Raw genomic sequence first — 23,060 nt, forward strand, 5'->3', positions numbered from 1 at the left:
GCAGACGGCCTTTATCAACCGCCTCAAATCCCGGCTTGCCCGGTATGAGGAATATGACCGCGACCGCGCCAACTGGGAAAGCTTCGGCCAGGCCAACCCCGGCGACTGGGTTTACCGTGTGCCGCTGAGCATGCTGCCCTAACAGGCTGTTCGCTATGGCTCTTTTGTTCCCTGCCAGCGTCAGGTAAGGCTTTTTATTCAGGTCGAGTACCAGAAGCGTACACTCTCCTCATAAAAAGGCTCCCTTCTCTGGCAGGGAACAGAAATTTTCATGGTTTTGGCCCAAACGGGCGCGGTAAGTGGAAAGGAAACGGGCAACAGCAAAAGCCTGCGGCCCGCCGCAAAGTTGGGAGTTTTGATGTCCGACATGGTTTTCAGCCTGCGCAATATTGGCAAAACCCGGCCCGGTGACGAGGGCTTTCGCCTGCGCATAGAGCAGCTTGACGTGCCTCGCGGCAGTCTGCTGGCTCTGGTTGGCCCCAGCGGTTGCGGCAAAAGCACCGCGCTGGATATGCTGGCCTGCGCCCTCAGCCCGGATATGACGCCCGAGGGCTTTGCCCTGCCGCACAAACCTACCGGATCAGGGCAAGGCGACCTACCCCATCCCGCCAGTGCCGCCGCCAGTTTTATGTTCAGCCCACAGGCCGGTGCCTCCACGGATATTCTTGCCGCGTGGCGCAGTGGCGGCACCGATGCTCTGGCCCTGCTGCGCCTGCACTATCTTGGCTATGTGCTGCAAACAGGCGGCCTGCTGCCATTTTTGAGCGCACGGGAAAATATCGTGCTTCGCTGCAAGAGCCTCGGCACACTTGCCATGCGTCAAGAGGCCATCACAACCGTGGTTGATCGGCTGGGCATAGGGCACTTGCTGGGGCATTACCCGGCAACGCTCTCCGTAGGTGAACGCCAGCGGGTTGCCATAGCTTCGGCGCTGGCGCACGGGCCATCCGTAGTGCTGGCGGACGAACCAACTGCTGCACTTGATCCCGGCCATGCGGCCAACGTGCTGCGGCTTTTTGCGGAGCTGGCGCGTCAGTTAGGCATCACGGTGGTCATGGTCACGCACAACCTTGAGCAGGCGCGTCAGGCTGGCTTTGTGCTCGCGCCGGTACGCGTGGAGCAGGACAAGGGCGGCAGCGCGTCCATCCTCCACTGGACAGGGAGGGCGGCCTGATCATGGCGGCGAATACATGGACAACCATGCTGCGGCTGGCCTGCAAGGATTACTGGCACGAATTTTTGCTCTCGGCCTGCGCCGTGCTCGGGCTGGCAGCTGTGCTCACTCCCCTGCTGGTGCTCTACGGCGTAAAATTCGGCGTGGTGCAAACCCTCACCGAGCGCCTACGCAACGATCCACGCAATCTTGAAATTTCGCCCGTCATAAGCGGCAGATACCCCCCCGAGTATCTTGCCAGATTGGCGGCACACCCGGATGTGGCCTTTGTGCTGCCGCGCACGCGCTCCATTGCCGCCACCATGGATCTGAGCACGAACAATGGCGATGCGCGCTCTGTGCTGGTGGCCTCGCTGGAACCAACAGCCGAGGGCGACCCCCTGTTGCTGCGCTTTGGCGCTGCGGTGCCGACCATGCCGCACTCGCCAGACACAGAAGCAATTGGCGTAACCCTTTCGTCCTCCGCGGCGGAAAAGCTGCACCTCAAGCAGGGCGACACCCTTAATGGAAAGGTTGAACGGCGCTTTCAGGGCAAGGTGCAGACCGCCCGCGTGATCCTGCGCGTGGCGGCAGTGCTGCCCCTGGCGGCTCAACAGAAGGATGTGGCCTATGTGCCGCTGCCTCTCATGGAAGCTACGGAAGACTACCGTGATGGCCGCGCCGTGCCCGAGCTGGGCGCGCAGAATGGCTGGACAGGCGAACCTCGCCCGCAGGGCGAGCGCGTCTACCCCGGATTTCGTCTCTACGCCCGCAGCCTTGACCATGTGATGCAACTGCGGGAGGCCTTTGCCGCCCAAAAGCTTGACGTCTACACCCATGCGGAAGAAATCGAGCAGGTTACGGCGCTTGCCCGCGCCCTCAACCTGATATTCGCCCTCATCTGCGGGGCAACCGCCATTGGCTTTCTGGCGTCAACAGCCAGCAGCGTACTGGCTGGCATCAAACGCAAGGAACGCATCCTCGGCCTGCTGCGGCTCCACGGCTTCACCACGGGCAAGCTGATGCTCTTCCCGCTTGCTCAGTCCCTGCTGACGGCCCTTGCGGGCACGGCCCTGGCCTCCGGCGTGTATGGGGTGGCGGCCTTTGCCATCAACAAACTTTTCAGCGCCAGCGTTACCGGCCTTGAGCAGGTCTGCCTTCTGCTGCCGGAGCATTTTGCGCTGGCCTTTGCAGCTGTTTCGGGGCTTGCCCTGCTGGCCGCCCTTGCCCCTGCTTTGCGGGCTGCCCGCGTTGAACCCTCGGAGGTTATCCGTGAAATCTGATCTGCGCATCCGCAATCTCGCGTCCTTGCAATGGGGTTTTGCCGCCGCTGTGTGCTGCGCCCTGCTCCTTGCCCCCTGCGCCTCGCAATCCGCTCTGGCGGCTCTGGCCCGCAAGGCCGATGTGAGCACGGCTGACGCCCTTAATCCCAAACCGGCGGATAATGACATCATCCTGCCCATGCCCTGCGGCCTGAGCATGGTTTTCAAGCTGGTGGCAGTGCCCGCCAAGGGCCTGCTGTGGGATATGCCCATGCGCCCCGGTGTGGACGACAGCGCCCATCAGGACAGAGCATTCTACGATCGGCGCTACAATACCGCACTTTCCGGCGCTTTTACGCTTGAAGACCTGCCCGCCGCCTGGCGCAAACAGGCTCCGCAGGGGCAGAACTACTTTTATCTTGTGGCTAAGTACGAAGTCAGCAACCTGCAATGGCATGCCGTGATGGACAATGCCTGCCCGGATACGGCAAACCCTGGCGCAGACGCTGCCCGCCCCGCTACGGATATGAGCTGGTACGATGCGGTAGACTTTACCCGCCGTTATACCACCTGGCTTTTGCAGAACGCGCCCGATTCTCTGCCGCGTTTTGCTGGCGACCAGCGCAATGTGGGCTTTGTGCGCCTGCCCACAGAAACGGAATGGGAATACGCCGCGCGCGGCGGGCAGACCGCTGGCAGCCAGCTGCTGTTGCAGGAGGATTTTTTTGCTCTGCCTACCGGGGAGAGCAAGGCCGACTACGCCGTTTACAGGCCGGAACAGGGCGCACGGGCCGAAGGCATGGCCAACATAGGCTCGCGCAAGCCCAATCCGCTTGGCATTTATGACACCGCCGGCAATGCGGCGGAAATGGTGCTGGATGCCTTTCGCTTTTCCATGGCTGGCCGTTTGCACGGCTCTGCTGGCGGCTTTGTGCGCAAGGGCGGCTCCTTCCTCTCCGGCGATGCGGAGATTCTGCCGGGCCGCAGGGAAGAAATGCCCTTTTTTCTCACAGACGGCCCAGCACACGCCCGCGATCTGGGCTTTCGCCCCGTAATATCGGGTATCAACACCCCCGGCGGCGGGCGTCCGCAGGAACTGACCGCCGAATGGAACAAGGCTGGCGAAAAACTGGCCCCGCTGGCGCAGGACGGTCAGACCGCCCGTAATCCCCTTGATGAACTCGACCGCCTGCTGGCTGCCGCGCCGGATGAGGCATCCCGCAAGAATCTTCAGGATCTGCGCAATACCATCAAGGAAAACAATATCATGCTGGAACGCCAGAAGCAGCTTGAAGCGCAATCGCTGCTGCGTACCGGCGTATACATGATCGAAACCCTAAGAAATTACTCCAGCAGACGTAACAGCCTCAAAACGCAAATCGAAAGTATGGAGCGTGAAAAGGCTTCCGCCAAGGGCGCGGCTCTTGAAAAGCTCAAGCAGATATTGGATACTGCCAACCGGGGCCTGGTGATGCTTGATACGAGCATTGAAAAGTCCCTCACCTTTTACCGCAGCAAGGTAGAAGAAAGCGCGTTGCTTGCTCCCGAAGTTCTTGCCGCCGCAGATGCATCCCTTGCAAAGGATTTCAGCGGTAATGACCCCTTCAATGAGAACATGCATCGAAACCTTGAACTGTATCGGCTCCACGTAGACGCGGTGCGCAAAAATAAAACCGTTTCGCGCGAGGCCATGCAGAAAGCAATCCTTGAACGCCGTTTTCAGTAGACAAAAGGAGAGAATCAATGGCTGACAAAATGCGTATTGGCTGGATTGGCACGGGTGTGATGGGCCTTTCGATGGCTGGACACCTTCAGGCAGCCGGCTGGCCGCTGACCGTATATAACCGCACCAAGGCCAAGACCGAACCCCTGCTCGCCAAGGGCGCCAAGTGGGCCGACACCCCCCGCGCCGTTGCCGAAGCCTCTGACGTGGTCTTTACCATTGTGGGCTATCCCTGCGATGTGGAAGAAGTGACGCTGGGCGAAAACGGCGTGCTGCGCGGCCTGGCCGCTGGCGGCATTGTGTGCGACATGAGCACCTCCAGCCCCGTGCTGGCCGAGCGCATTGCCGCTGCCGCCAAAAAACAGGGCTGCGAATCGCTGGACGCCCCTGTTACCGGCGGCGACGTGGGCGCGCGCGATGCCAAGCTCTCCATCTTTGTGGGCGGCGACAATGCGGCTTACGAGCGCGTACTGCCCTGCTTCAACAAGATGGGCACCAACATTCTGCACTGCGGCGGCGCGGGCTTTGGCCAGAAGGGCAAGCTTGCCAATCAGGCCGCCATTGCTGGCGTGATGATCAGCACCTGCGAATCCTTCCTCTTTGCGCAGGAAGCAGGCCTTGACGTTGCCAAGTGGATGGAACTCGTGGTTGCCGGTTCCGGCGGCAGCTTTGCCATGAATACCCTTGGCCGCCGCATGCTCAAGGGCGACTTTGCCCCCGGCTTCTTCATCGATCACTTCATCAAGGATCTGGGCCTCTGCCTTGACGAATGCCGCCGCATGAAGCTTGTGCTGCCCGGCATCACCCTGGCTGACCAGCTTTACCGCATCATGCAGGCCAAGGGCCAGGGCAGCAAGGGCACTCAGGCTCTGGTGGAATGCCTTGCCGAACTTTCGGCCAAGGATTGGCGCACCTGCTGCAAATAACTGACGCTTCCGGGCCAGCAATGGCCCTTGTGCCCGTCCGGCTCTAGGGTCGGACGGGCAATGCATGACGAGCCTGAGCCCGCCGTTTTCGGGCAACCGTAAACAGGAGATCCGCCATGCCTTCCGCTTCTCCCAGCAGTCCGTTGGATGACCCTGCCCTGGAGCAGTACCGTCCCTTCCTGCAATACCGCACCCAGGCCTACACGGCTGAAATTGAGCGCATACGCACCCTCTATGGTTCGTTGCGCGCATACGCTGGTCAGCACCTCACCTTTGGCGCGCACCGCCTCACAACACCCGCAGGCAGCATCTGGCGCTGGCGCGAATACATGCCCAATGCCGAAAGCCTGTGGCTCACTACCGACAAACTGAACTTTCAGCGCCACGCCAAATACCGCTTTGAGCGCCGTGCAGACGGCATCTTTGAACTGGAACTGCCCGGCGATGCCTTGCAGCACGGCACTTACGTGGAGTTACGGCTGGTTCCCGCGCATGCGCAGGACGCGCAGCACCCCGGCAAGGCCCTCAAGCGCGTGCCAGCCTTTGCCAACTGGGTGGAACAGAACGCGGCTGTGCCGGAGCAATGGTGCGCCCGCCTGTGGCTGCCGGATGAACCTTACTGCTTCAAGCATCACCGTCCTGCGCGGCAGGCCTTTCCCCGTATTTACGAGGCCCATGTGGGCATGGCGCAATCCGCGCAGGCGCACAAGGGCGACAGCGTTGGCAGCTATGCGGATTTTTGCCGCGACATCCTGCCCCGCATCAAGGCCGACGGCTACACGGCTGTGCAGCTCATGGGCATACTGGAGCACCCGCTGTACAAATCCTTTGGCTATCAGGTGAGCAGCTATTTTGCGCCGTCCTCGCGCTACGGCACCCCGGACGGCTTTAAGGAGCTTGTAGACACCGCGCACGGCCTGGGGCTTGCGGTGATACTTGATGTGCCCCACGGCCACGCCAGCGCCAACACGGAACAAGGTCTGGCGCAGTACGATGGCAGCAGGTACTTTTTTACCGAGCAGCAAAACCAGTGGGGAACGCCATCCTTTGATTTCAGTCAGGAGGCAACGCGGCGTTTTTTGCTCTCCAACTGCCGCTACTGGCTGGAAGAATTCCGCGTGGACGGCTTTCGCTTTGATGCCGTGGGCAACATGCTCTATGCGGATTTTGGCGAGGATGACGATTTTTCTCACGTGGGTCGCTGCTTTTACGGCAAAAACGGCCTGCCCCGCGCCGATGTGAACGGGGAGCTGTATCTCAACCTTGCCAATGCCCTCACGCATGAGCTTGCCCCATCAGCCATGACCATTGCAGAAGAATTTTCCGGCATGCCGGGGCTGACCTGCCCGCCGGAGCAAGGCGGCCTTGGCTTTGATTACCGCTTTGCCATGGGCATTCCCGATTACTGGGCCAAATGCATTGAAGAGCCGCGCGACATGGGCAGCCTGTGGTATGAAATGACCAACCATCGGCCCTACGACCGCACCATCAGCTATGTGGAATGCCACGACCAGCACATCAACGGCAGCGATGCCATGATCTGGCGGTTGCTGGGCGATGCCATGTACGGCCATATGGGCAACAAGGCCGAGAGCTGGAACATATCGCGCGGGCTGGCCTTTTATCGGCTCATGCGGCTTATAACGCTGGCAACGGCGGATGCGGGCTACCTGAACTTTATGGGGTGCGAATTCGGGCATCCCGAATGGCTGGATGCGGAAAAACACGCGCACCGTCAATGGCGGCTGGCTGACGACCCAGGGCTGAAATATCACGCTCTGGCCGCATGGGACAGGCAGATGCTCGCCCTTGTGCAAAGCCACCTTGAGGACTTTGCCCAACCGCCCATGTTCCGCTTTATACATGAAGAAAAGCGGCTGCTGGCTTTTGAGCGCGGGCAACTGCTCTTTGCCTTCAACTTTCACGAGCTTGAGGCGCAAAAGGGTCTGCGCTTTGCCGTAAGCCCCGGCAAGTATGCGGAGCTGCTTTCGTCTGACGAAATCCGCTTTGCAGGGCATGGCAATCTGGCGGTAAAAAGCCCGCCAACAGAGCATTTTACTGCTCCCCTGCCGGGTCGGTATGAGGGGGATATCACCCTGTATCTTCCGCCGCTGGTGGGATTAGTCTTAAAAAATGTAAAATAATGTTGCAAAAATGTTGACAGGCCGGGCTGTTCCGCGTAGTTACTCTTTTCGCGTCGGGATGTAGCGCAGCCTGGGAGCGCACTTGAATGGGGTTCAAGGGGTCGAAGGTTCAAATCCTTTCATCCCGACCAGAAAGTTTAAAGGGAATTCATGGAAACATGAATTCCCTTTTCTCGTTTGTGCTTTTTGCCATTTCAATATGTTAAAGACCATTATACCAGTAACGTAACAGCATTCCGTAACTCCTGGACGTTGTTTCATCCATGTCGTAGTGAAAATGCTCAGGATAATTGTTGCTGGTTTGCCTGTCAGGTATATTTATCATTTCCCGGCTGTCGTGAGCCATACAGCGATACATATCCCCATTGGTACTGATGGCGAGGTGCTTGTGTATACGCGTGACCGTGAGTTTGCGGCGCAGCTCCCACTTCTTTCGCGGAGATGGTTCATGCCTCACCGGCTTGACCCACACGCGTCCTTCCCATCTGGCGTTGGAAGCCAGGCAAGCTGCCACTTCCTTGCTACGCAAAGTGAGTGCGCAATAGTTGAATAGCACCACATCTAAAAAAGTGTTGGTAGATGGCGGAAATATGTCTCGTAGCTCGTCATTGGGAATCATGGAGACGGGTATGTATATAAATTGCCCTTGCCGAAGAATCGCCGCACAGGCAAAGGCGTCCGCCAGAAAAGCATGGCCTTGGCCATTCCCTAAAACCCAATAATCATCGCCCGTTTCTATCTCCAAACCACAAACAGTGTCTGGAATAGCCGTTGGCTGCAAAAGCTGCATAGGCGGGCCATGTTTTCGCTGCAATGTTTTATAGTAAAAAAGCATAAATTATTAAAGATAAGGTGTCAGATGCGCGCAAAATCCTTTATTTTCTGCAAGCGCTCGCGATACTGGTCTGTGTGCATCTGGATATGTTCAAAATAGCCTTCAACAAGAGTCCATAGAGACTTTGCCCCATCCGGACGCTGCCACATATTCTCAAGAGCATTTGCGGGTATTGCTCGCATTATGTGCATGAGCATCCAGTTATATTGCCGCCAGAATTTTGCCATTTCTGCAAAATCACAGCCGTCATACTGTTGAACCGTTACAAATGTTTCCGCTTCATACGGGGGGAACTGGTCAAGGTTGCCCGATATCAAGCGGGCAAACCGCTGATGATTGTTGGCAGCAGAATCCACAAGATGGCCGACAATTTCCGTAAGCGTCCATGCGTCTGCCGCCACCCGCACATGCGCGAGGGCTGGATCTGTAGACTGCAGCAGAGTGTCAAAGCCATCAATTATGTCTTGTCCTTTCTTCAGATCCATAACATCTCCAGTGACAGGGTAACGGCGAGATACTTTATATTATTTATCCATCGATATGGTCAACCCGTAGCAAAACGCGGTTATTGCATAACGCAAAAAAGGGCCGGAGAAACCCCCGGCCCACTGATCTAGCTGACAGTTTGTCGTTTCCTATGACTAGAACGTAAAGCGCAGGCCAAGGCTGAATTCATTGGCATACGGAGTATTGCCGATGGAAACCTTGTTGTCGTCAACGCGCTTGCTGATGTCGGTATAGCCCAGCCCCACAAAGCGGTAGGCCAGATCTGCCGAGATGTTTTCCGTAAAGGCATAGGAACAGCCCGCGCCCAGATTCCATGCAAAAACGGTATCATACTGCGTCAGGCTGCCGGAATCCCCATCGCCGTCAACGTCCGCAGTGTACTTGGTCTTGATGAATCCCATGCCAAGGCCGCCGCCGAGGTAAGGGGTAAAGGCCGTGGAGTTGTGGAAGTCCCAATATGCGTTGGCAAACAGCGTCTGCACGCCCCACTCGCCTTTAAACGATGCTGTGCCGCCATTAATCTGCTGATCCCAGGTTTTGGTCATATTGCTTCGTATGGCATATTCCAGTTCTGTGCGCATGGGCACCTGAAAATGCGGGTAAAAGTCGTACCCCACAAAAATGCCGCCCCCAACGGTGTTTTGCGAATACTGACCTACGCCAAGCCCCTTCACATCCCCGCTCAAAGAGAACGGGCCAGTGCTTTGAATGGAATCAATAAATTTTAAGCCGCCATAAACGCCGGTGTTTTCCGCAGCCGCAGGAGCCGCGAGCGCCAGGGACAGAACCAATGCAAGCATGAGACGCTTAAACATGATGACCCTCCTTGGTTTTGCCAAAAAAAACAGGTTCGTTTTCTGCATAGTCCTTTTTTTTCTTGACGACAACAGTCAGACAACTGTTTTTGGCACAAATTATGCTTGGTGAGGTAAAAAAGACAGATTTTTTTAACTTACAGACAGGGGAATCTGGTTTTTTGTCGATAGCAAGCGGAAAAATAGCCGTTAGAAACGAGAAAAGGGAACTCATCTTTCCATGAATTCCCTTCAAATCTCTGGTTGGGATGAAAGGATTTGAACCTTCGACCTTTTGAACCCCATTCAAATCGATATTATGCATTAATCTGATGTTTGTAATTATAATATTAATATAACATTGATAATTATAAATTATTAGCAGTTCATATTATAAATATACTAGATATATAAACAAAGCTTTTTTTATTTTTTGGCTTAGTGTAACATTACTATTTGTTCTACTAAGCGTTTATACCACATACAATTTATTTTTAGTCAGCAAAAAAATGAAACGGGCAATCCGCTGCTCTGGTGTGGTTATTTTGGCTCTCAAGAACCCATTGGAGCCTCCTTCACCGAGAGCTTGGGAAATGGCGCAAAGCGCGATCAAACTCCACTAAAGAAAAAGGCTCTCATACAACTGGGGCACAAGCTAACTTGGATCAAACTGAAATTTTAAAAGGCACATTGTTAAATTGCGCCAGGAAATCCTTTTCTTTTTCAAAAAAACAGCCATTGTATCAATTTTGTCAATTACATCAAAAAAATTCAAAATTTCTGCATAACATTCTCTATTCCAAAAATCATGCATCATGACGGGGATATCATTAGACACGCTTCTCAAAAGGTACTGCAACGCACAAGCAACTCGAAATCTTCCATCAATGAATACAAAATTTACCTTTTTAATATCAACATAATTCCATACACTGCAATGATAGTTAAGCCATTGAATTGATGGAACTTTAGAGACAGGTCTACTCCACTCACCGATTTTGCCAATATCTGCAAAAATTGGTTTCCAACGGTTCTTTTTGACCCATTGCCGCAGGGTATCACTACCTAATATCAATTGATGTATCCATTCTCTATCCGCTTCAACAGTTATTAACTGTTCAACACCGCGCTCTGCAAAAAAAGCTGAACTTCCACCTGCCCCAAACTCCAGCACTGTTCCAGTTGGAGTATATTTTTGCAGAAGTGCAAACTCTGCATTGCTCATGTGAGGTTTAAAATCGCGTGGCAACAGTCTGTCTGAGCTATTAGTAGACATAATAATTCTCCCTTGAATTTTTTCGATTAATGCTTGTAGTTCATATAAGAACTCAAAGCTATCAAGGTTCTTACTTTGCCAAACTGATGGAAATATCCAGCTTTAGGGAAGTTATATAGCTATCACTGACAGATAGTTATTATATCATCCTGCAAACCGCCACTAAAAATGCTATCTTTGCAATGTACTTAAAAATAAAAAAGTTGTTTAGGCATGCCTAAACAACTTTTTTATTTGCTTTTTAAAGCTGGTCGGGATGAAAGGATTTGAACCTTCGACCCCTTGAACCCCATTCAAGTGCGCTCCCAGGCTGCGCTACATCCCGACGCGAAATGTGTATCTACGCGGAACCGCCGGGTCTGTCAACTTATATAATCATTCCAGGAATTTTCCTTTGAGCGCGGCGCAAATCCACGGGCAGAGCGCCATAATCTCCCAATATTGGGCATTCCTTCGGTGCGCTTCAGCCGCAGAGCAAGCAGATCCGTAACGGGGATTACGACCTAGCGGATATGCGCCTTTGCCACCCCAATATTGGTCAACTCAATACTCAGATAAACTTCAGTTTTTCTGCTTTTGCTTAGCTTCTTCTGCCCAACGCTGCATCCTTTCATCACTCTCTCTTCTATTGCGTTGTATATCTTCTTCGAACTTCCGTTGTTGATCTCGCATCCAATTTTCTTGTTCTTTTCTTGTTTTATCCACAGATCTTTCAAAGTCTGTTTTTTCATAATCCGGTTTTTCCGGCGGCGGTCTTCCACTCGCAATGTTGGCAATATCAAAGATCAACCCGCATCCGGATATGAGCAAAAACAGAATTAAAAATGCGCTGTTCTGTATGAATTTCAAGCAATGCCTCCGGTCAAACTATCAATAAATCAACTAGTAGATAATTTTTTAATAGGAATCTACCGAGTAAGTTACTAGCTATTTTGACTTGCATTGCCTCTCACGCTGCGCAATCTTAGAAAAGCCCTCACGCCCAAATGGAATTACCTGCCATGAACATTATTTTGCGCCGCGTATACGCACACGATGCCGAGCCAGCAGGAATACGGGTTCTTGTGGACAGGCTGTGGCCCAGGGGGATTTCCAAAAGCGCCGCCCCGTGGGATGTGTGGCTTAAGGATATCGCCCCGTCGGACAACCTGCGAAAGTGGTTCGCCCACGATGAATCCAAATGGCCAGAATTCAAGAAGCACTATTTCGCCGAGCTTGACGCGGCCCCGGCTGTTGTTGCGCAGATGCTGACCCTCCTTCGACAGTATCCGGCAGTGATACTGCTCTACTCCGCCAAAGATACAGAAATGAACAATGCTGTGGCATTAAAAGAATATATTGAAGGGATGACGCTCCAGAATTAACCGCATTAAGGAGTTGCTTTTAGGAGTGCGGCGCTCTGGTTATCGCCGGCAAAGGCAATTCTGTTGGGGCGTATCCGACATCTGGACAAGCCCGGCATTTCATGGCAAATTCTATAAATTAGGTAGTGCACTAACCTTTTACAAACGGCACCCGAGTTTTAGAGCAACCATTTGCATTTAGATCACTCAGCTTACAGCTCTCCTGACTTGCCCATCAGGATGAGGCTATGAAAGCCTCATTTCTTCCAGGTTGGAAGAATCCCCTCGCGGCAAGAGCCTCACGCCAGCTAAGGCGTCTGCACCGACTTCAAATAGTCGGCTCTCATTTACTGCCCTCATTTTCTGAATCAGATTCCGCTACGCGCGCCCTGAGCGCAGAGGTTTTCTGCGCGCTTTTTCCGCCCACCCATTCGGCTGATTGCCGGATTCTCTTGTTGCGTACACATCCCTCTGTGCCGTCTATGCCTGCGCCTTTTGCGCCGGGGGCATCAATGGCATGGATAACCAGTAAAAGGAGTATTAGATGCGCGTAGCTTACAGAATTTTTATTGCAGCAATCATTTCAGTCTTTTCGATTGCAATGCTTGCAGGAACAACAGAAGCCGCTGAAAAACTTAAAATCAGGCTGGCAGCGCAGGCTACATCCGGTCAGGTTTTTCAATATATGGCCAAGCACAAAGGCTATCTTGATGAAGAAGCCATCGATATCGAAATGATCTACATCAACAACGGTACTGATGCTTTCTCTGCCCTCAGTTCCGGCAAGGTTGATGTTCTTTCCACATACGGCACCGGCGGCCCCCTCATTCAGATCGCCAACGGGCAAAAGTTCACCATTTTCGGCGGCTACATGATTATTGGCGCTACGCCCGTGTTTGCCCGGCCAGAAACGGAATACAAGGGCATTGAATCGCTTATTGGCAAAAAGATCGCCATCATGCGCGGCGGTACCCCCGATATCGTGCTGAAGGGCATCCTCCACGAGGCCGGATACGACATCAACAAAGACGTGACCTTTGTTGAGATCAAAAGAAATCAGGATGTCATGGAAGCCGTGCGCAGCGGTCAGTGCGATTTTGGCTCTGTTTCCACTGGCTTTGAACCCCAGATCAAAGAATCCGGCATGAAGATTGTGATGTGGCCTGACGAACTCTGGCCCAACCACTCCTGCTGCCGCATGCTCTCCCGCACCGAGTGGCAGGCAAACAATGCGGAAGCGCTTAAGAGGCTCTTTCGCGCCTATTTGCGCGCGGAGCGCGACATGCAGCAGCCCGAAGGCATGGATACGGTTGTGAAGCTGACCATGAAGGAACTGGACATGCCTGAAGCTCTGGTCAGAAGCTTTGTGCAAAGCCCCCACCTGATCTACGAAACCGACCCCTACAAGAACAAGGTGGTCACCATGTGGGAAAGAATGCAGGGCTTCGGCTACATCAAGGACAAGTCAATCAACATTGAAGATCACCTGAACACTTCAATCTACAAGTCCGCCCTTGATTCCCTGCTTGCGGAAAATCCCGACGATGCTTTTTACAAAAGCAAGATGGAAATGTTCAACACCTACAATATGTAATAAAATTTCCCCCTGCCTTGTGTTGTAAAATGCAAGGCAGGGAGTTTCTCCATTCACAGCAGAAAACAGGCAGCTTTGAGGTTAACGTGAAATCAGGGTTTATGAACAACATTGGCGCGCTTGCAATCGGTATTTTCTTTATTGCAGCATACTGGCTGCTCACTGATGTGTTTGGCGTGCTGGATCCATTTCTTTTTGCGGGCCTGCACAAGATCATTCCGGCCTTCACGCAACATTTTGGCAAGCTGATGGAAGGCCTCTGGAGTTCCCTGCTGCTGCTTGTGCCTGCGTATTTTCTTGCTGTGGTTTGCGGCATCGGGCTTGGCGTGGTTATCGGGCTTATGCCGACCCTGCGCAAAAACCTCACGCCCCACATCAACGGGCTGAGCGCCATCCCTGTCACGCTTATCACGCCATTTGCCATCCATATTTTTACATCATTTTATAGTGCTTCGGTTTTTATCATTTTTTTGGGCGCGTTCTGGCCCATCCTCGGCACCACAGTTTCCGGCGTGGTCACTATCGACAAGCGCTACCTCGAAAACGCGGCAACGCTTGAAATTACCGGTTTTGAAAAGATGTTCCGAATCATCCTCCCGGCTGCCGCGCCCACCATATTTGCCGGGTGTTCCATTGCCCTCAAGTTTTCCTTTATTCTGCTGACAGTGTCCGAAATGTTCGGCGCTACGTCCGGTATGGGTTATTTTGTGCAGTATTACTCTGATTTTGCACGTTTTGACATGGTGATAGCCGGGTTCATCTTTATGGCTGTCATTCTGGTGGCCATCATGTGGATTTTTGACGTTATCAAAAACAGGGCGCTGGCCTGGACACTCAATAACTGATGCCGCTGCCGTGCAACTGCACCCCTGGCGGCTGCCTTGTACAATATCACCACAAGGAATGAACAGTATGGATACCATGACCCCATTTGAAAGGGCGGCGGCAATTGCCCAGGGCAAACCGGCAGACAGGCTGCCCTGCAACCCCAATGTGGCCAACGGCGCCGCCAGGGTGTTTGGCTGCAAAATATCCCAGTTCAACACTGATCCCAAAGTGCTTGCGCAGGCGCAGATAGCCACCTATCGCCGCTTTGGCTACGACGGTGTGCGCGTGTTCACCGATCTTTTCACCTGGGCAGAAGCCATGGGGGCCACCGTCAACGCGCCGGAAGACCACACCGTTGACCTTGCAAAGCCTGCCGTCACCTCGCTTGCGGGCATTGATACGCTCCGGCCTGCCAATCCCTTCAAGGATGGCCGCCTGCCCATCCATTTGCAGGCCATGGATTACCTGACCGACGCCATCGGCTCCGAGGTGGGCTGCGCAGCGGGCATTGTGGGGCCGTTCACCAATGCTTTCTTTTTGTATGGGGTGGACGACACCCTGAGGCTTATCCGCAAAAATCCGCAGGCCATGCACAAGCTCTGCGACATATCGCTTGAAACCTGCATTGCCTATGCGGATGCCGCCATCGACAAAGGCCTCTCGCCCACCATATCCGAACCCATGTCTTCCTGCACTGTGGTAAGCCCAGCTTCCTTCAGAGAATTTTCCCTGCCGCCGCTGAAAAAGCTTGTGGATTTCATCAAAAGCCGGGGCAAAAATCCGGTCATCCATATCTGCGGCGAAACAAGGCACATCTGGAACGACATTGCCGACCTCGGCGTGGCCGGTTTCAGCGTGGATAACGTTGTGAACCTCAAGCAGTGCTGCGAAACCATCGGGCACAAAACAAAGGTTCTCGGGCATGTGGACCCTGCCAGCGTCATGTACGGCGGCACCCCGATCAGCGTGCGCCGCAAGACGCTGGAGTGCATCCTTGATGCCCACGATTCGCCCAAGGGCTACGTCGTCATGTCCGGGTGCAGCCTCCCTGTGGAAACGCCGCTGTGCAACATTGACGCAATGATGCAGACAGTGCGTGAGGTCGGCTATCCCGTGAATGCAGATAAGGTGAAAGAAATGCTGGAAAACACTCCTGACGATGCGGCAGAAGGCACGTCATAGCAGTCGATTTTTTCAGACAATTGCAATTATGTGAGAGATGGAGTGGTTTATCAGTGCTGAACGTTATTCTGGATAATGTGACTTTTTCGTATGACAGCAAGTTGGTGCTTGGCGGCGTGAACCTTGATGTGGAAGCCGGGTCATTTGTCTGCCTTTTGGGGCAGTCCGGCTGCGGCAAAAGTACCTTGCTGCGCCTGCTGGCGGGGCTGGAAAAACCCGACTCTGGCCGTATTCTGGTTGACGGTTCCCCCGTAACCAAACCCGGCCTTGAACGCGGCATGGTGTTTCAGGATCACGGGCTTTTCCCCTGGATGACCGCAGGCGAAAACATAGACATAGCGCTCAAGCAGCGCTTCCCTGGCATGTCGGCGGCAGAACGCCGCGAGAAAGCCATTGAACGGCTGCTCGAGGTGGAGCTGGACGCCTCCTGCTACGACAAATTCCCCAAGGAACTCTCCGGCGGCATGTGCCAGCGTTGCGGTATTGCCCGGGCGTTCAGCATTGACCCGCCCATTCTGTTGATGGACGAACCCTTTGGCGCGCTGGATGCCGTAACCCGCGCCCGATTGCAGGACATGGTGCTGCACCTGTGGCGCAAAAGGGAACAGCAGCGCAAAACCATTTTTTTTGTCACCCATGATGTGGACGAGGCCCTGCTGCTCTCCACAGATATCTACGTGCTCGGGCAGTCGCCCAGCACTGTGATCTACAAGCATTCGTGCGGCAGAAACAGGAACGTTGATAGGCAGAAGATGTTCAGCGATCCCAGTACCATTGATCTGCGCAACAAGTTGATCGGCATTATCAATGACGAAATAGCCAGGCTCAAATCCTCAAATGATGGAGAAGAATGATGACTCCCACCGATGCATCCATTCTGGAAGACCTTGCCAAAAGCGTGCTCGATATGGACGAAGACCTTGCCAGAGATTCCGCGCAAAAAGCCTTGGAAATGAAGATCAATCCCCGCACCGCCATATCTGACGGGCTTTGCAAAGGCATGGAAGCCGCAGGCGTGAAGTATGAGGAAGAAGAATACTTTGTGCCGGAACTGCTGCTGTGCTCCGATGCCATGTACGCAGGGCTGGATATCCTCAACCCCCACATGCCCAGAGACGAACACCGGCGCGGCTGCGGCGTTATCGGCGTTGTGGAGGGCGATACGCACGATATCGGCAAAAATCTGGTGAAGCTGTTCATGGAAACGCACGGCTTTGACATGATTGATCTGGGGCGCGATGTACCCATCGAAAAATTTGTGGAAACCGTGAAGAACAACGATGTTCAGGTCGTCTGCATGTCCACGCTGATGACAACCACCATGCCCGGCATGAAGAGGGTCATTGAACGCCTGAAAGAAGAAGGCCTGCGCGACAAGGTCAAGGTGCTCATTGGCGGCGCGCCAATTTCGCATGCCTTTGCCGCCAAAATCGGCGCGGATGCCTACTGCACCACGGCTACGGAAGCCCCGGTCACGGCCAGCACCCTGTTGGGCGAGCAAGCGGCTGCTGTGTAGGGCGGGCCATGACGCAGCAATCGGAACAAAAGGCCGAGGACCAGGCTCAAGCGGATCAGGCCCAATCTGCGGCAGATTCTGGGGAAGGCAAGGGCTGTGGGCATCAGGATGATGCCACCCGTGTTTTGCGCATTGCCCAAAGGCTTGGGCTGCCCCTGCCTGCCGCTCACAGCGATGCCCATTCGCTTTGCCTCATGGCCGCAATGTTGCGGCGCGAAAGTCAGACGGATATGGCTTTTTTGCCGTTCTGCTGCACGGTTGAGGCGGAGGCCCTCGGCGCGCACATCAACCTGGGCAGCGCCGATAGCGGCCCACGGCCCGCAGGCTACGCCTATGACTCGCTTGCCGCTTTTTTGGACGACAACCGGCTTATGGATTTCAGCAGCGGGCGCATTCATGCGATACTTGAAGCCTGCCATATGCTGAAAAATCAGGATGAAGTGGTCGCTGTTGAAATCAGCGGGCCGGTGAGCATTTTGTCCGCGCTGGTTGATTTTGCGGCGCTTTTCAAATGCTGGCGCAAGGATCCAGCGCTGACAACGCTGGCCTTTCTGCACATCGGCGGTCAGCTCGAGCGCTACGCCAAGGAGCTGTGCGCTGCCGGGGTTGATCTGGTCAGTTTTGCTGATCCTGCGGCTGCACCGCACATCATCGGGCCGCGCTTCTCTTCCATGCTGGCAACCTCCTTTCTTGCGCCATTTCTTGAAAAAATGGTGGCATCCTTGCCCGATACGGCTCTGCACCTTTGCCCGCACAGCGCCTCCAGTCTGGTCAACGCCCAGCTTGCGGCATGGCAGGAAACCCCGGTCAGCGGTCACGCCACCTATCAGCAGGCCTGCCTTGCGCTGGCCAAGGGCGGCCGCATATTTGGCAAGCGCTGCATCAAGCGGGCAAGCCCGCTGCCCGAGCATGGCATGCTCCACTATCTGCAACTGCAAAAGCCACAAGAAGCCTAGCACAATGACAGAAAAAGAACGCCTCATGGCCGCTCTGCGAGGGCTGCCGACAGATCGCCCCCCCTGCATCTGCCCCGGCGGCATGATGAACATGATCACCAGCGAACTGATGGATACGACAGATGCCCCCTGGCCTGCGGCGCACTCCGACCCACGGCTCATGGCCGAACTGGCGGAAGCGTCCGTTACGGCGCAGTGCTTTGAAAACTACGGTCTGCCCTTTTGCATGACTGTGGAGGTGGAGGCAATGGGCGCGCAGGTGGACATGGGCACCCATGAGCGGGAACCGCACGTGACGGGCTATGCCATTGATTCTGTCAAAAAGTGGCGCGAGGTAGCCCCCTTGAATGCGGAAAAAGGCCGTGCCGCAACCGTGCTTGAGGCAATCCGCCTGCTGAAAAAAAAGGATGCGAGCATCCCCATTGTCGGCAACCTTACCGGGCCCATCAGCGTTGCCACATCGCTTATGGAGCCATCGACATTTTATAAGGAACTCAGAAAAAATAGGGATGACGCCAAGGCCTTTGTATCCTTTATTGCCGGGCAGTTGCTGCATTTTGGCCTGTTGCAGATGGAGGCCGGGGCCGATGTCATCACTATTTCAGACCCCAGCGCCAGTGGGGAAATTCTCGGCCCAGTCCTGTTTGCCGATTATGTTGTTCCGGCACTGGCGGAAATCTGCACTGGCCTCAAGGTGCGCTTTCCTGAAGCGGGTGTTATTGTGCATATCTGCGGTCAGATGCGCCCGGTTTTCGATGCAATGGCTCAAGTGCCCGCCGAGGCTGTGAGCTTTGACGCTGTGGTGAACCTTTCCACAGCGAAAGAAAAACTCCTGGGCAAGCGCATTATGGGCAATGTCAGCACGTTTGCGCTGGAGCTTGCCAATCCCGCAAAGATTGCCGTTCTCACCAAAAAGTGCATGGAAACGGCGCACATCATTTCCCCGGCCTGCGGCATGGGCACGGGGTCGCCGCTTGGCAATGTGCGCGCCATCTTGGCCACGGTAAAGGCGAGTGGCAGTCATGCCTGAGAACACATCAAGTTTGCGGGTGACCTGCGGGCAGGATCAGACTGTTCTGGAAGCCTTGCGCGCGGTGGGCGCAATCCTTGAAAGCCCTTGCGGCGGTTTGGGAACCTGCGGCAAGTGCCGGGTAAAAATCACAGACGCCGCCCCCCTGCCCCTACCGGATGACGATGAACGCCAGGCCCTTGGCGATGCGAAGTTGCAGGAAGGCTGGCGTCTTGCCTGCCGCCTGAAAGGCCTTGGCGACATAGCAGTTACGTTGCCCGCAGCAAACGAGGAGCACAGAATCCTTGCCGATGGCGCTGTGCAGCGCATGGAGTGCTCGCCCTCCATCAAAAAGATTGTTTGCCCGTTGCCGCCCCGAGGCGCTGCAACCAACACAGCCTGGAACCTCTGGCTGCAACGTCAGACAGCTGAGCCTCTGTGTGGAACAGACAGTCTGAGCGTCTTGCAAGAGCTTGCAGCCGTCAGGCCTGACGAATACGCAGCAGTGACTCTGGTTGTGGAAGAAAACACCCTGCTGCACGTGGAACCCGGCGACACTTCGGGCCAGATGTACGGCTTTGCGGTGGATATCGGCACAACCACCGTCATTGTATCGCTTGTAAATCTTGCGGATGGGCATATTTGGGGCAATGCCTCGGCTATCAATCCCCAGACGCAGTTCGGCCTTGATGTGCTTTCGCGCATTGCCTATGCCGGAGAACAGGGCGACCGAGGTGTGCGACAACTGCAAAAAAAGATTGTGGGCTGTCTGAACAAGCTTGGGCTGGAACTTTGCCAGAACCACGGCATTGATCCCGGCAGGGTCTACACAATCGCCGTGGCGGCCAACGCCACCATGACGCATCTTTTGCTTGGCATTGACCCGCACTCGCTGGGTATTGCGCCTTTTGCCCCGGTTTTTACCAGGGCGCTTGAGATGTGCGCCAAGGACATTGGCCTGCGGACCTTTGCAAACGCCCGCCTGCATACCCTCCCCGGTGTTTCAGCCTATATCGGGGCAGATATTGTTGCCGGGGCCTACGCCTGCGGGCTGGGAACAGTGCAGGGCAATGCCCTCTTTATAGATATCGGCACCAATGGTGAGGTGGTACTTGCTGCCGGGGGCAAGCTTGTATCGTGCTCCTGCGCGGCAGGCCCGGCCCTTGAAGGAATGAACATCCACCACGGTATGCGCGCGGCCTCCGGCGCTGTGGAAGATGTGCTGATTGAGAACATTGAGGGGCAGACCGGCCTGAATATCAGCCTTAAAACCATTGGCGATACGCCGCCGACGGGCATTTGCGGCAGCGGCGTTCTGGCTGCCATTCGGGAGCTGCTGCGCGCAGGCCTTGTGAGGCCGGATGGCCGCATGCTCAAGGCTGCCGATTTTGCCGAGGGCGATCCCCGGCGGGCGCTCTGCTCAGAACATCAGGGCAAGGCCGCAGTACAGCTTGCAGCCGCGCCGCATCAGGTGCTGATTACGCAGAAGGACGTGCGGCAGGTGCAACTGGCTAAGGGGGCCATTCTTTCAGCCTTTACGGCCCTACTGCAACATGCGGAAATATCAATGGAAGATATTGATCATGTGCTGGTGGCTGGGCAATTTGGGGCATATTTGCCAGCGCGCAGCCTCACGGCCTGCGGCATCATCCCCCAATGTCTTGAAGACCGGGTGCGCTTTCTGGGCAACACTTCACGCTCAGGCGCCTGCATGGCGCTTGTGTCGCAGCATGCACGCAAAGCAATGGAAAGGCTTTCCCAACAGATTGATTATGTTGAATTGAGCACAAGGCCCGGCTACGACAGGCTGTTTGCAGCCAGCATGCGGTTTCCTCTGGAATAACTACGTAGCAACCACTACGGCATCACGCCCATCTTCCTTGGCGGCATACAGGGCTTTATCCGCCCGGATCAGCATGACGGCCAGCGCCGCCTCGGCGGATTCGGGCGATTCCACCATGCCTGCCATATCTGCGCATACAGCCACGCCAATACTTATTGTTACCCTGATGTTGTTGCCTTCGTGCAACAAGGGGTTCGCTGCCACTGCATGTCGTATGCGGTGGGCAAGTTCTTCACCTTGTCTGGCTTCCATACAGGAAACAAGAACAACAAACTCCTCGCCTCCGTAGCGCACAAGGAGGTCAGCACTGCGCACGCTGGCATTGATTATCCGCGCAGTGTGCTGCAACACCATATCTCCGGTATTGTGTCCAAAGGTGTCGTTGATACTTTTAAAGTGGTCGATATCAAGCATCAGGCAAGCGCACTGCTGGCCTGATGAAAGCGTTTTTTTAAGAAATTCCGTGCCCATTTCTTGCAAAAAACGGCGGTTGTGCAGGCCTGTGAGCGCATCTTTCAGGCTCACGGCCTCGGCCTTTTTGATCTGCCTGGCGACCCTGAAACTCATTACAGTAAATGCGTCAAACAGAATTCTGAGCTCGCTGGGCATATTTTTCTGGTCGCACAATTGCCCTGTTGCCTCGTAATTGTTTTTACGCAGCTCAAGCGCATAGGCCGTTAACTCCTCAAGCGGAGCTTCAATACTGCGGCTAAAACGCAGCATCAGTGGCATCATGAACAATATGGCGCAGAGCGACCCTAGGCCGACAAAAATCGTAAGCCAACGATATCCCTCAAGAATTTCGTCTATTGACCGAAAATACACCAGCCGCCAACCGCCACTCCCAACAGCAACGGAAGCGCCGAGCATGCGAACACCCTGATCGTTCACAAAGATCTGACCAGATTCGTCAAGTTGCATAAGCTGCAAGGGCACCTGTTTTGCTTCATCGTCTGCGTTGCTTGCAACCACCCTGTATGGTGCGAGTATGTTTCCCTGCGCATCACACAGTATCAGCCCTTGTTTGTCCGGCACAAAAGATCCGTGCAGCCATGCGTCCAGCTCGCCCACGAGGATGGACAAAAATACGACTCCGTCAAACTCCCCGGCTTCGTTAGTCACGGGCATTGAAAACATGCACACGGGCTTGCCGGAAACACGCCCTTTGATTCCTGTAGTAATTGCACGGCGGCCCATCATTGCTTGTTTGAAGTAATACCTGTCGCCGCCGTACAAACCGGGTTTGCCCATGGAGTCAATTTCAGAAACGCCCTGTGCATTGACAAATACCGCGGCTGCAATGCCTGTGTGGCTTTCATCGTAATCGTTAAATTCTTTTGCAGCACTCTCCATATCTGATCTGTGCGCTTTAATGATTTTTGCCAAAAATGAAGCATCCTGAAAGCACACGTCCACATAAGCTTCAAGTGTATTTCTATTTTGACCTAGAATTTCAGCAAGTTGCTTCTTTTCATGCTCGATAAGGCGTTCTTGTTGAAAGAAAATAAAAAAAAGAGCCGCAATGGTGATTGGAATGCAGACAATGGCAATAGTATAGGCGCGAATACGCCCCCTGATCGTATCAAACCGAAAAATACTCATAAGCCTGTGTCTGTTCATGGCCATCTCACTGATTGGCAGTTTTTGCTTTTTTGCCTGCCTGAAATCATTAGCAATATCTGTTCCAACACTTTTTAGTTTTATGCCTAACTATACTTAATAAATAATATATCTCGCGAATACTGCCAGCAACAAACACAAGAAAAGAGCCCTTGAGAATACAAAAACTAAAAAAAAGTAATTATATTGAATGAAATAAAACTATAGAATTTTTCTTGAAATGGCATATATGCCTAATAATGGAAACGATCTCAAGGAGATTTCCTTATCGGATAATTTTTTTCCATGTTTATGCCAATTTATACATTTTAAAAAAAGCTCAAAAAATTATTACGTGGCTTCTACGCCAAAAAATACTGCAAAAAAATGAAAGCATAATTTTATTTGCAGTATTTAAGGCTTCATGTCCTTATCACCCAACCAAGTCAGCAACAATAAGTTCAAAAACAAGATAGTCAATTTTAATAATAGCACACTGTCATGTCTGAACAATACAATCATCATTATTACTACAACAAATAGTAAGATATTTCTAAAGCAAATATTATC

General features: G+C 54.0%; 21 protein-coding genes and 2 tRNA genes. 15 read left to right on the top strand and 8 right to left on the bottom strand.

What is annotated here, in order from left to right:
- Positions 1 to 198: 198 nt before the first annotated feature.
- Positions 199 to 369, bottom strand: a complete 171-nt coding sequence (locus VEZ52_RS05940; protein WP_324836011.1) for a hypothetical protein — start codon at positions 367 to 369, stop codon at positions 199 to 201.
- Here VEZ52_RS05940 and VEZ52_RS05945 point away from each other — a divergent pair.
- The 6 genes from VEZ52_RS05945 (at position 359) to VEZ52_RS05970 (ending at position 7,339) form a co-directional block, all read left to right on the top strand.
- The gene (locus VEZ52_RS05945; RefSeq protein WP_324836012.1) at positions 359 to 1,174 is read left to right on the top strand and encodes an ABC transporter ATP-binding protein; all 816 of its coding nucleotides are present in this window, start codon (positions 359 to 361) and stop codon (positions 1,172 to 1,174) included. The two genes, VEZ52_RS05940 and VEZ52_RS05945, sit on opposite strands and share 11 nt — an antisense overlap.
- A 2-nt stretch (positions 1,175 to 1,176) precedes the next feature.
- Complete coding sequence (locus VEZ52_RS05950; protein WP_324836013.1) at positions 1,177 to 2,436, top strand: ABC transporter permease; 1,260 nt, start codon at positions 1,177 to 1,179, stop codon at positions 2,434 to 2,436.
- Positions 2,426 to 4,141, top strand: coding sequence for an SUMF1/EgtB/PvdO family nonheme iron enzyme (locus VEZ52_RS05955; protein WP_324836014.1), 1,716 nt, complete (start codon positions 2,426 to 2,428; stop codon positions 4,139 to 4,141). Before VEZ52_RS05950 ends, VEZ52_RS05955 begins: the two co-directional genes overlap by 11 nt.
- A 17-nt stretch (positions 4,142 to 4,158) precedes the next feature.
- Positions 4,159 to 5,064 carry an NAD(P)-dependent oxidoreductase gene (locus tag VEZ52_RS05960; RefSeq protein WP_324836015.1) on the top strand — a complete coding sequence of 302 codons (906 nt, stop codon included), beginning with the start codon at positions 4,159 to 4,161 and terminating at the stop codon, positions 5,062 to 5,064.
- Positions 5,065 to 5,180: 116 nt separating this feature from the next.
- Positions 5,181 to 7,208: an alpha-amylase family glycosyl hydrolase gene (locus VEZ52_RS05965; RefSeq protein WP_324836016.1), complete on the top strand. Its 2,028-nt coding sequence runs from the start codon at positions 5,181 to 5,183 to the stop codon at positions 7,206 to 7,208.
- Between the two features lie 54 nt (positions 7,209 to 7,262).
- A tRNA-Pro gene (locus VEZ52_RS05970) sits at positions 7,263 to 7,339 on the top strand.
- Between the two features lie 71 nt (positions 7,340 to 7,410).
- Here the strand turns inward: VEZ52_RS05970 and VEZ52_RS05975 are convergent.
- The 6 genes from VEZ52_RS05975 to VEZ52_RS06000 all read right to left on the bottom strand — a co-directional run bounded on the left by VEZ52_RS05975 (position 7,411) and on the right by VEZ52_RS06000 (position 11,469).
- Positions 7,411 to 7,998, bottom strand: a complete 588-nt coding sequence (locus VEZ52_RS05975; protein WP_324836017.1) for a hypothetical protein — start codon at positions 7,996 to 7,998, stop codon at positions 7,411 to 7,413.
- Between the two features lie 65 nt (positions 7,999 to 8,063).
- A complete protein-coding gene (locus VEZ52_RS05980) occupies positions 8,064 to 8,528 on the bottom strand; it encodes a DinB family protein (protein ID WP_324836018.1) in 465 nt (154 codons plus the stop codon).
- Between the two features lie 156 nt (positions 8,529 to 8,684).
- Entirely contained in the window at positions 8,685 to 9,365 is a 681-nt protein-coding gene (locus VEZ52_RS05985) for an outer membrane protein (RefSeq protein ID WP_291444741.1), read from the bottom strand.
- A gap of 634 nt (positions 9,366 to 9,999) precedes the next feature.
- Complete coding sequence (locus VEZ52_RS05990) at positions 10,000 to 10,620, bottom strand: hypothetical protein (RefSeq protein WP_324836019.1); 621 nt, start codon at positions 10,618 to 10,620, stop codon at positions 10,000 to 10,002.
- 248 nt (positions 10,621 to 10,868) lie between these two features.
- Positions 10,869 to 10,945: transfer RNA gene (locus VEZ52_RS05995), tRNA-Pro, on the bottom strand.
- Between the two features lie 236 nt (positions 10,946 to 11,181).
- Positions 11,182 to 11,469 carry a hypothetical protein gene (locus VEZ52_RS06000; RefSeq protein ID WP_324836020.1) on the bottom strand — a complete coding sequence of 96 codons (288 nt, stop codon included), beginning with the start codon at positions 11,467 to 11,469 and terminating at the stop codon, positions 11,182 to 11,184.
- A 152-nt stretch (positions 11,470 to 11,621) separates the two neighbouring features.
- Between VEZ52_RS06000 and VEZ52_RS06005 the strand changes: the two genes are divergently transcribed.
- From VEZ52_RS06005 to VEZ52_RS06045, 9 genes are all read left to right on the top strand, one after another.
- The gene (locus VEZ52_RS06005; RefSeq protein WP_324836021.1) at positions 11,622 to 11,984 is read left to right on the top strand and encodes a DUF488 domain-containing protein; all 363 of its coding nucleotides are present in this window, start codon (positions 11,622 to 11,624) and stop codon (positions 11,982 to 11,984) included.
- Between the two features lie 523 nt (positions 11,985 to 12,507).
- Positions 12,508 to 13,557: an ABC transporter substrate-binding protein gene (locus VEZ52_RS06010; protein ID WP_324836022.1), complete on the top strand. Its 1,050-nt coding sequence runs from the start codon at positions 12,508 to 12,510 to the stop codon at positions 13,555 to 13,557.
- 101 nt (positions 13,558 to 13,658) lie between these two features.
- Positions 13,659 to 14,402 carry an ABC transporter permease gene (locus tag VEZ52_RS06015; protein WP_324836023.1) on the top strand — a complete coding sequence of 248 codons (744 nt, stop codon included), beginning with the start codon at positions 13,659 to 13,661 and terminating at the stop codon, positions 14,400 to 14,402.
- A gap of 67 nt (positions 14,403 to 14,469) precedes the next feature.
- Complete coding sequence (locus tag VEZ52_RS06020) at positions 14,470 to 15,567, top strand: uroporphyrinogen decarboxylase family protein (protein ID WP_324836024.1); 1,098 nt, start codon at positions 14,470 to 14,472, stop codon at positions 15,565 to 15,567.
- 53 nt (positions 15,568 to 15,620) lie between these two features.
- Positions 15,621 to 16,421 carry an ABC transporter ATP-binding protein gene (locus VEZ52_RS06025; RefSeq protein WP_324836025.1) on the top strand — a complete coding sequence of 267 codons (801 nt, stop codon included), beginning with the start codon at positions 15,621 to 15,623 and terminating at the stop codon, positions 16,419 to 16,421.
- The gene (locus VEZ52_RS06030; RefSeq protein ID WP_324836026.1) at positions 16,418 to 17,083 is read left to right on the top strand and encodes a corrinoid protein; all 666 of its coding nucleotides are present in this window, start codon (positions 16,418 to 16,420) and stop codon (positions 17,081 to 17,083) included. Before VEZ52_RS06025 ends, VEZ52_RS06030 begins: the two co-directional genes overlap by 4 nt.
- 8 nt (positions 17,084 to 17,091) lie before the next feature.
- Complete coding sequence (locus tag VEZ52_RS06035) at positions 17,092 to 18,039, top strand: uroporphyrinogen decarboxylase family protein (RefSeq protein ID WP_324836027.1); 948 nt, start codon at positions 17,092 to 17,094, stop codon at positions 18,037 to 18,039.
- A gap of 4 nt (positions 18,040 to 18,043) precedes the next feature.
- Positions 18,044 to 19,069 carry a uroporphyrinogen decarboxylase family protein gene (locus tag VEZ52_RS06040; protein ID WP_324836028.1) on the top strand — a complete coding sequence of 342 codons (1,026 nt, stop codon included), beginning with the start codon at positions 18,044 to 18,046 and terminating at the stop codon, positions 19,067 to 19,069.
- A complete protein-coding gene (locus VEZ52_RS06045; RefSeq protein WP_324836029.1) occupies positions 19,062 to 20,891 on the top strand; it encodes an ASKHA domain-containing protein in 1,830 nt (609 codons plus the stop codon). Before VEZ52_RS06040 ends, VEZ52_RS06045 begins: the two co-directional genes overlap by 8 nt.
- Here the strand turns inward: VEZ52_RS06045 and VEZ52_RS06050 are convergent, their stop codons facing one another.
- On the bottom strand, positions 20,892 to 22,517 hold the full coding sequence (locus VEZ52_RS06050; RefSeq protein WP_324836030.1) for a diguanylate cyclase: 1,626 nt from the start codon (positions 22,515 to 22,517) through the stop codon (positions 20,892 to 20,894). It lies immediately after the preceding gene.
- Positions 22,518 to 23,060 lie beyond the last annotated feature (543 nt).

This window comes from Desulfovibrio sp. (assembly GCF_035644575.1).
Taxonomy (GTDB): domain Bacteria; phylum Desulfobacterota; class Desulfovibrionia; order Desulfovibrionales; family Desulfovibrionaceae; genus Desulfovibrio.

Bases quoted from the DNA above. Each gene is read 5' to 3' on its own strand.
- VEZ52_RS05945 (WP_324836012.1), top strand. From the start codon at position 359: ATGTCCGACATGGTTTTCAGCCTGCGCAATATTGGCAAAACCCGGCCC.
- VEZ52_RS05940 (WP_324836011.1), bottom strand. From the start codon at position 369: ATGTCGGACATCAAAACTCCCAACTTTGCGGCGGGCCGCAGGCTTTTG.
- VEZ52_RS05950 (WP_324836013.1), top strand. From the start codon at position 1,177: ATGGCGGCGAATACATGGACAACCATGCTGCGGCTGGCCTGCAAGGAT.
- VEZ52_RS05960 (WP_324836015.1), top strand. From the start codon at position 4,159: ATGGCTGACAAAATGCGTATTGGCTGGATTGGCACGGGTGTGATGGGC.
- VEZ52_RS05965 (WP_324836016.1), top strand. From the start codon at position 5,181: ATGCCTTCCGCTTCTCCCAGCAGTCCGTTGGATGACCCTGCCCTGGAG.
- VEZ52_RS05975 (WP_324836017.1), bottom strand. From the start codon at position 7,998: ATGCAGCTTTTGCAGCCAACGGCTATTCCAGACACTGTTTGTGGTTTG.
- VEZ52_RS05980 (WP_324836018.1), bottom strand. From the start codon at position 8,528: ATGGATCTGAAGAAAGGACAAGACATAATTGATGGCTTTGACACTCTG.
- VEZ52_RS05985 (WP_291444741.1), bottom strand. From the start codon at position 9,365: ATGTTTAAGCGTCTCATGCTTGCATTGGTTCTGTCCCTGGCGCTCGCG.
- VEZ52_RS05990 (WP_324836019.1), bottom strand. From the start codon at position 10,620: ATGTCTACTAATAGCTCAGACAGACTGTTGCCACGCGATTTTAAACCT.
- VEZ52_RS06005 (WP_324836021.1), top strand. From the start codon at position 11,622: ATGAACATTATTTTGCGCCGCGTATACGCACACGATGCCGAGCCAGCA.
- VEZ52_RS06010 (WP_324836022.1), top strand. From the start codon at position 12,508: ATGCGCGTAGCTTACAGAATTTTTATTGCAGCAATCATTTCAGTCTTT.
- VEZ52_RS06015 (WP_324836023.1), top strand. From the start codon at position 13,659: ATGAACAACATTGGCGCGCTTGCAATCGGTATTTTCTTTATTGCAGCA.
- VEZ52_RS06020 (WP_324836024.1), top strand. From the start codon at position 14,470: ATGGATACCATGACCCCATTTGAAAGGGCGGCGGCAATTGCCCAGGGC.
- VEZ52_RS06030 (WP_324836026.1), top strand. From the start codon at position 16,418: ATGATGACTCCCACCGATGCATCCATTCTGGAAGACCTTGCCAAAAGC.
- VEZ52_RS06035 (WP_324836027.1), top strand. From the start codon at position 17,092: ATGACGCAGCAATCGGAACAAAAGGCCGAGGACCAGGCTCAAGCGGAT.
- VEZ52_RS06040 (WP_324836028.1), top strand. From the start codon at position 18,044: ATGACAGAAAAAGAACGCCTCATGGCCGCTCTGCGAGGGCTGCCGACA.
- VEZ52_RS06045 (WP_324836029.1), top strand. From the start codon at position 19,062: ATGCCTGAGAACACATCAAGTTTGCGGGTGACCTGCGGGCAGGATCAG.
- VEZ52_RS06050 (WP_324836030.1), bottom strand. From the start codon at position 22,517: ATGGCCATGAACAGACACAGGCTTATGAGTATTTTTCGGTTTGATACG.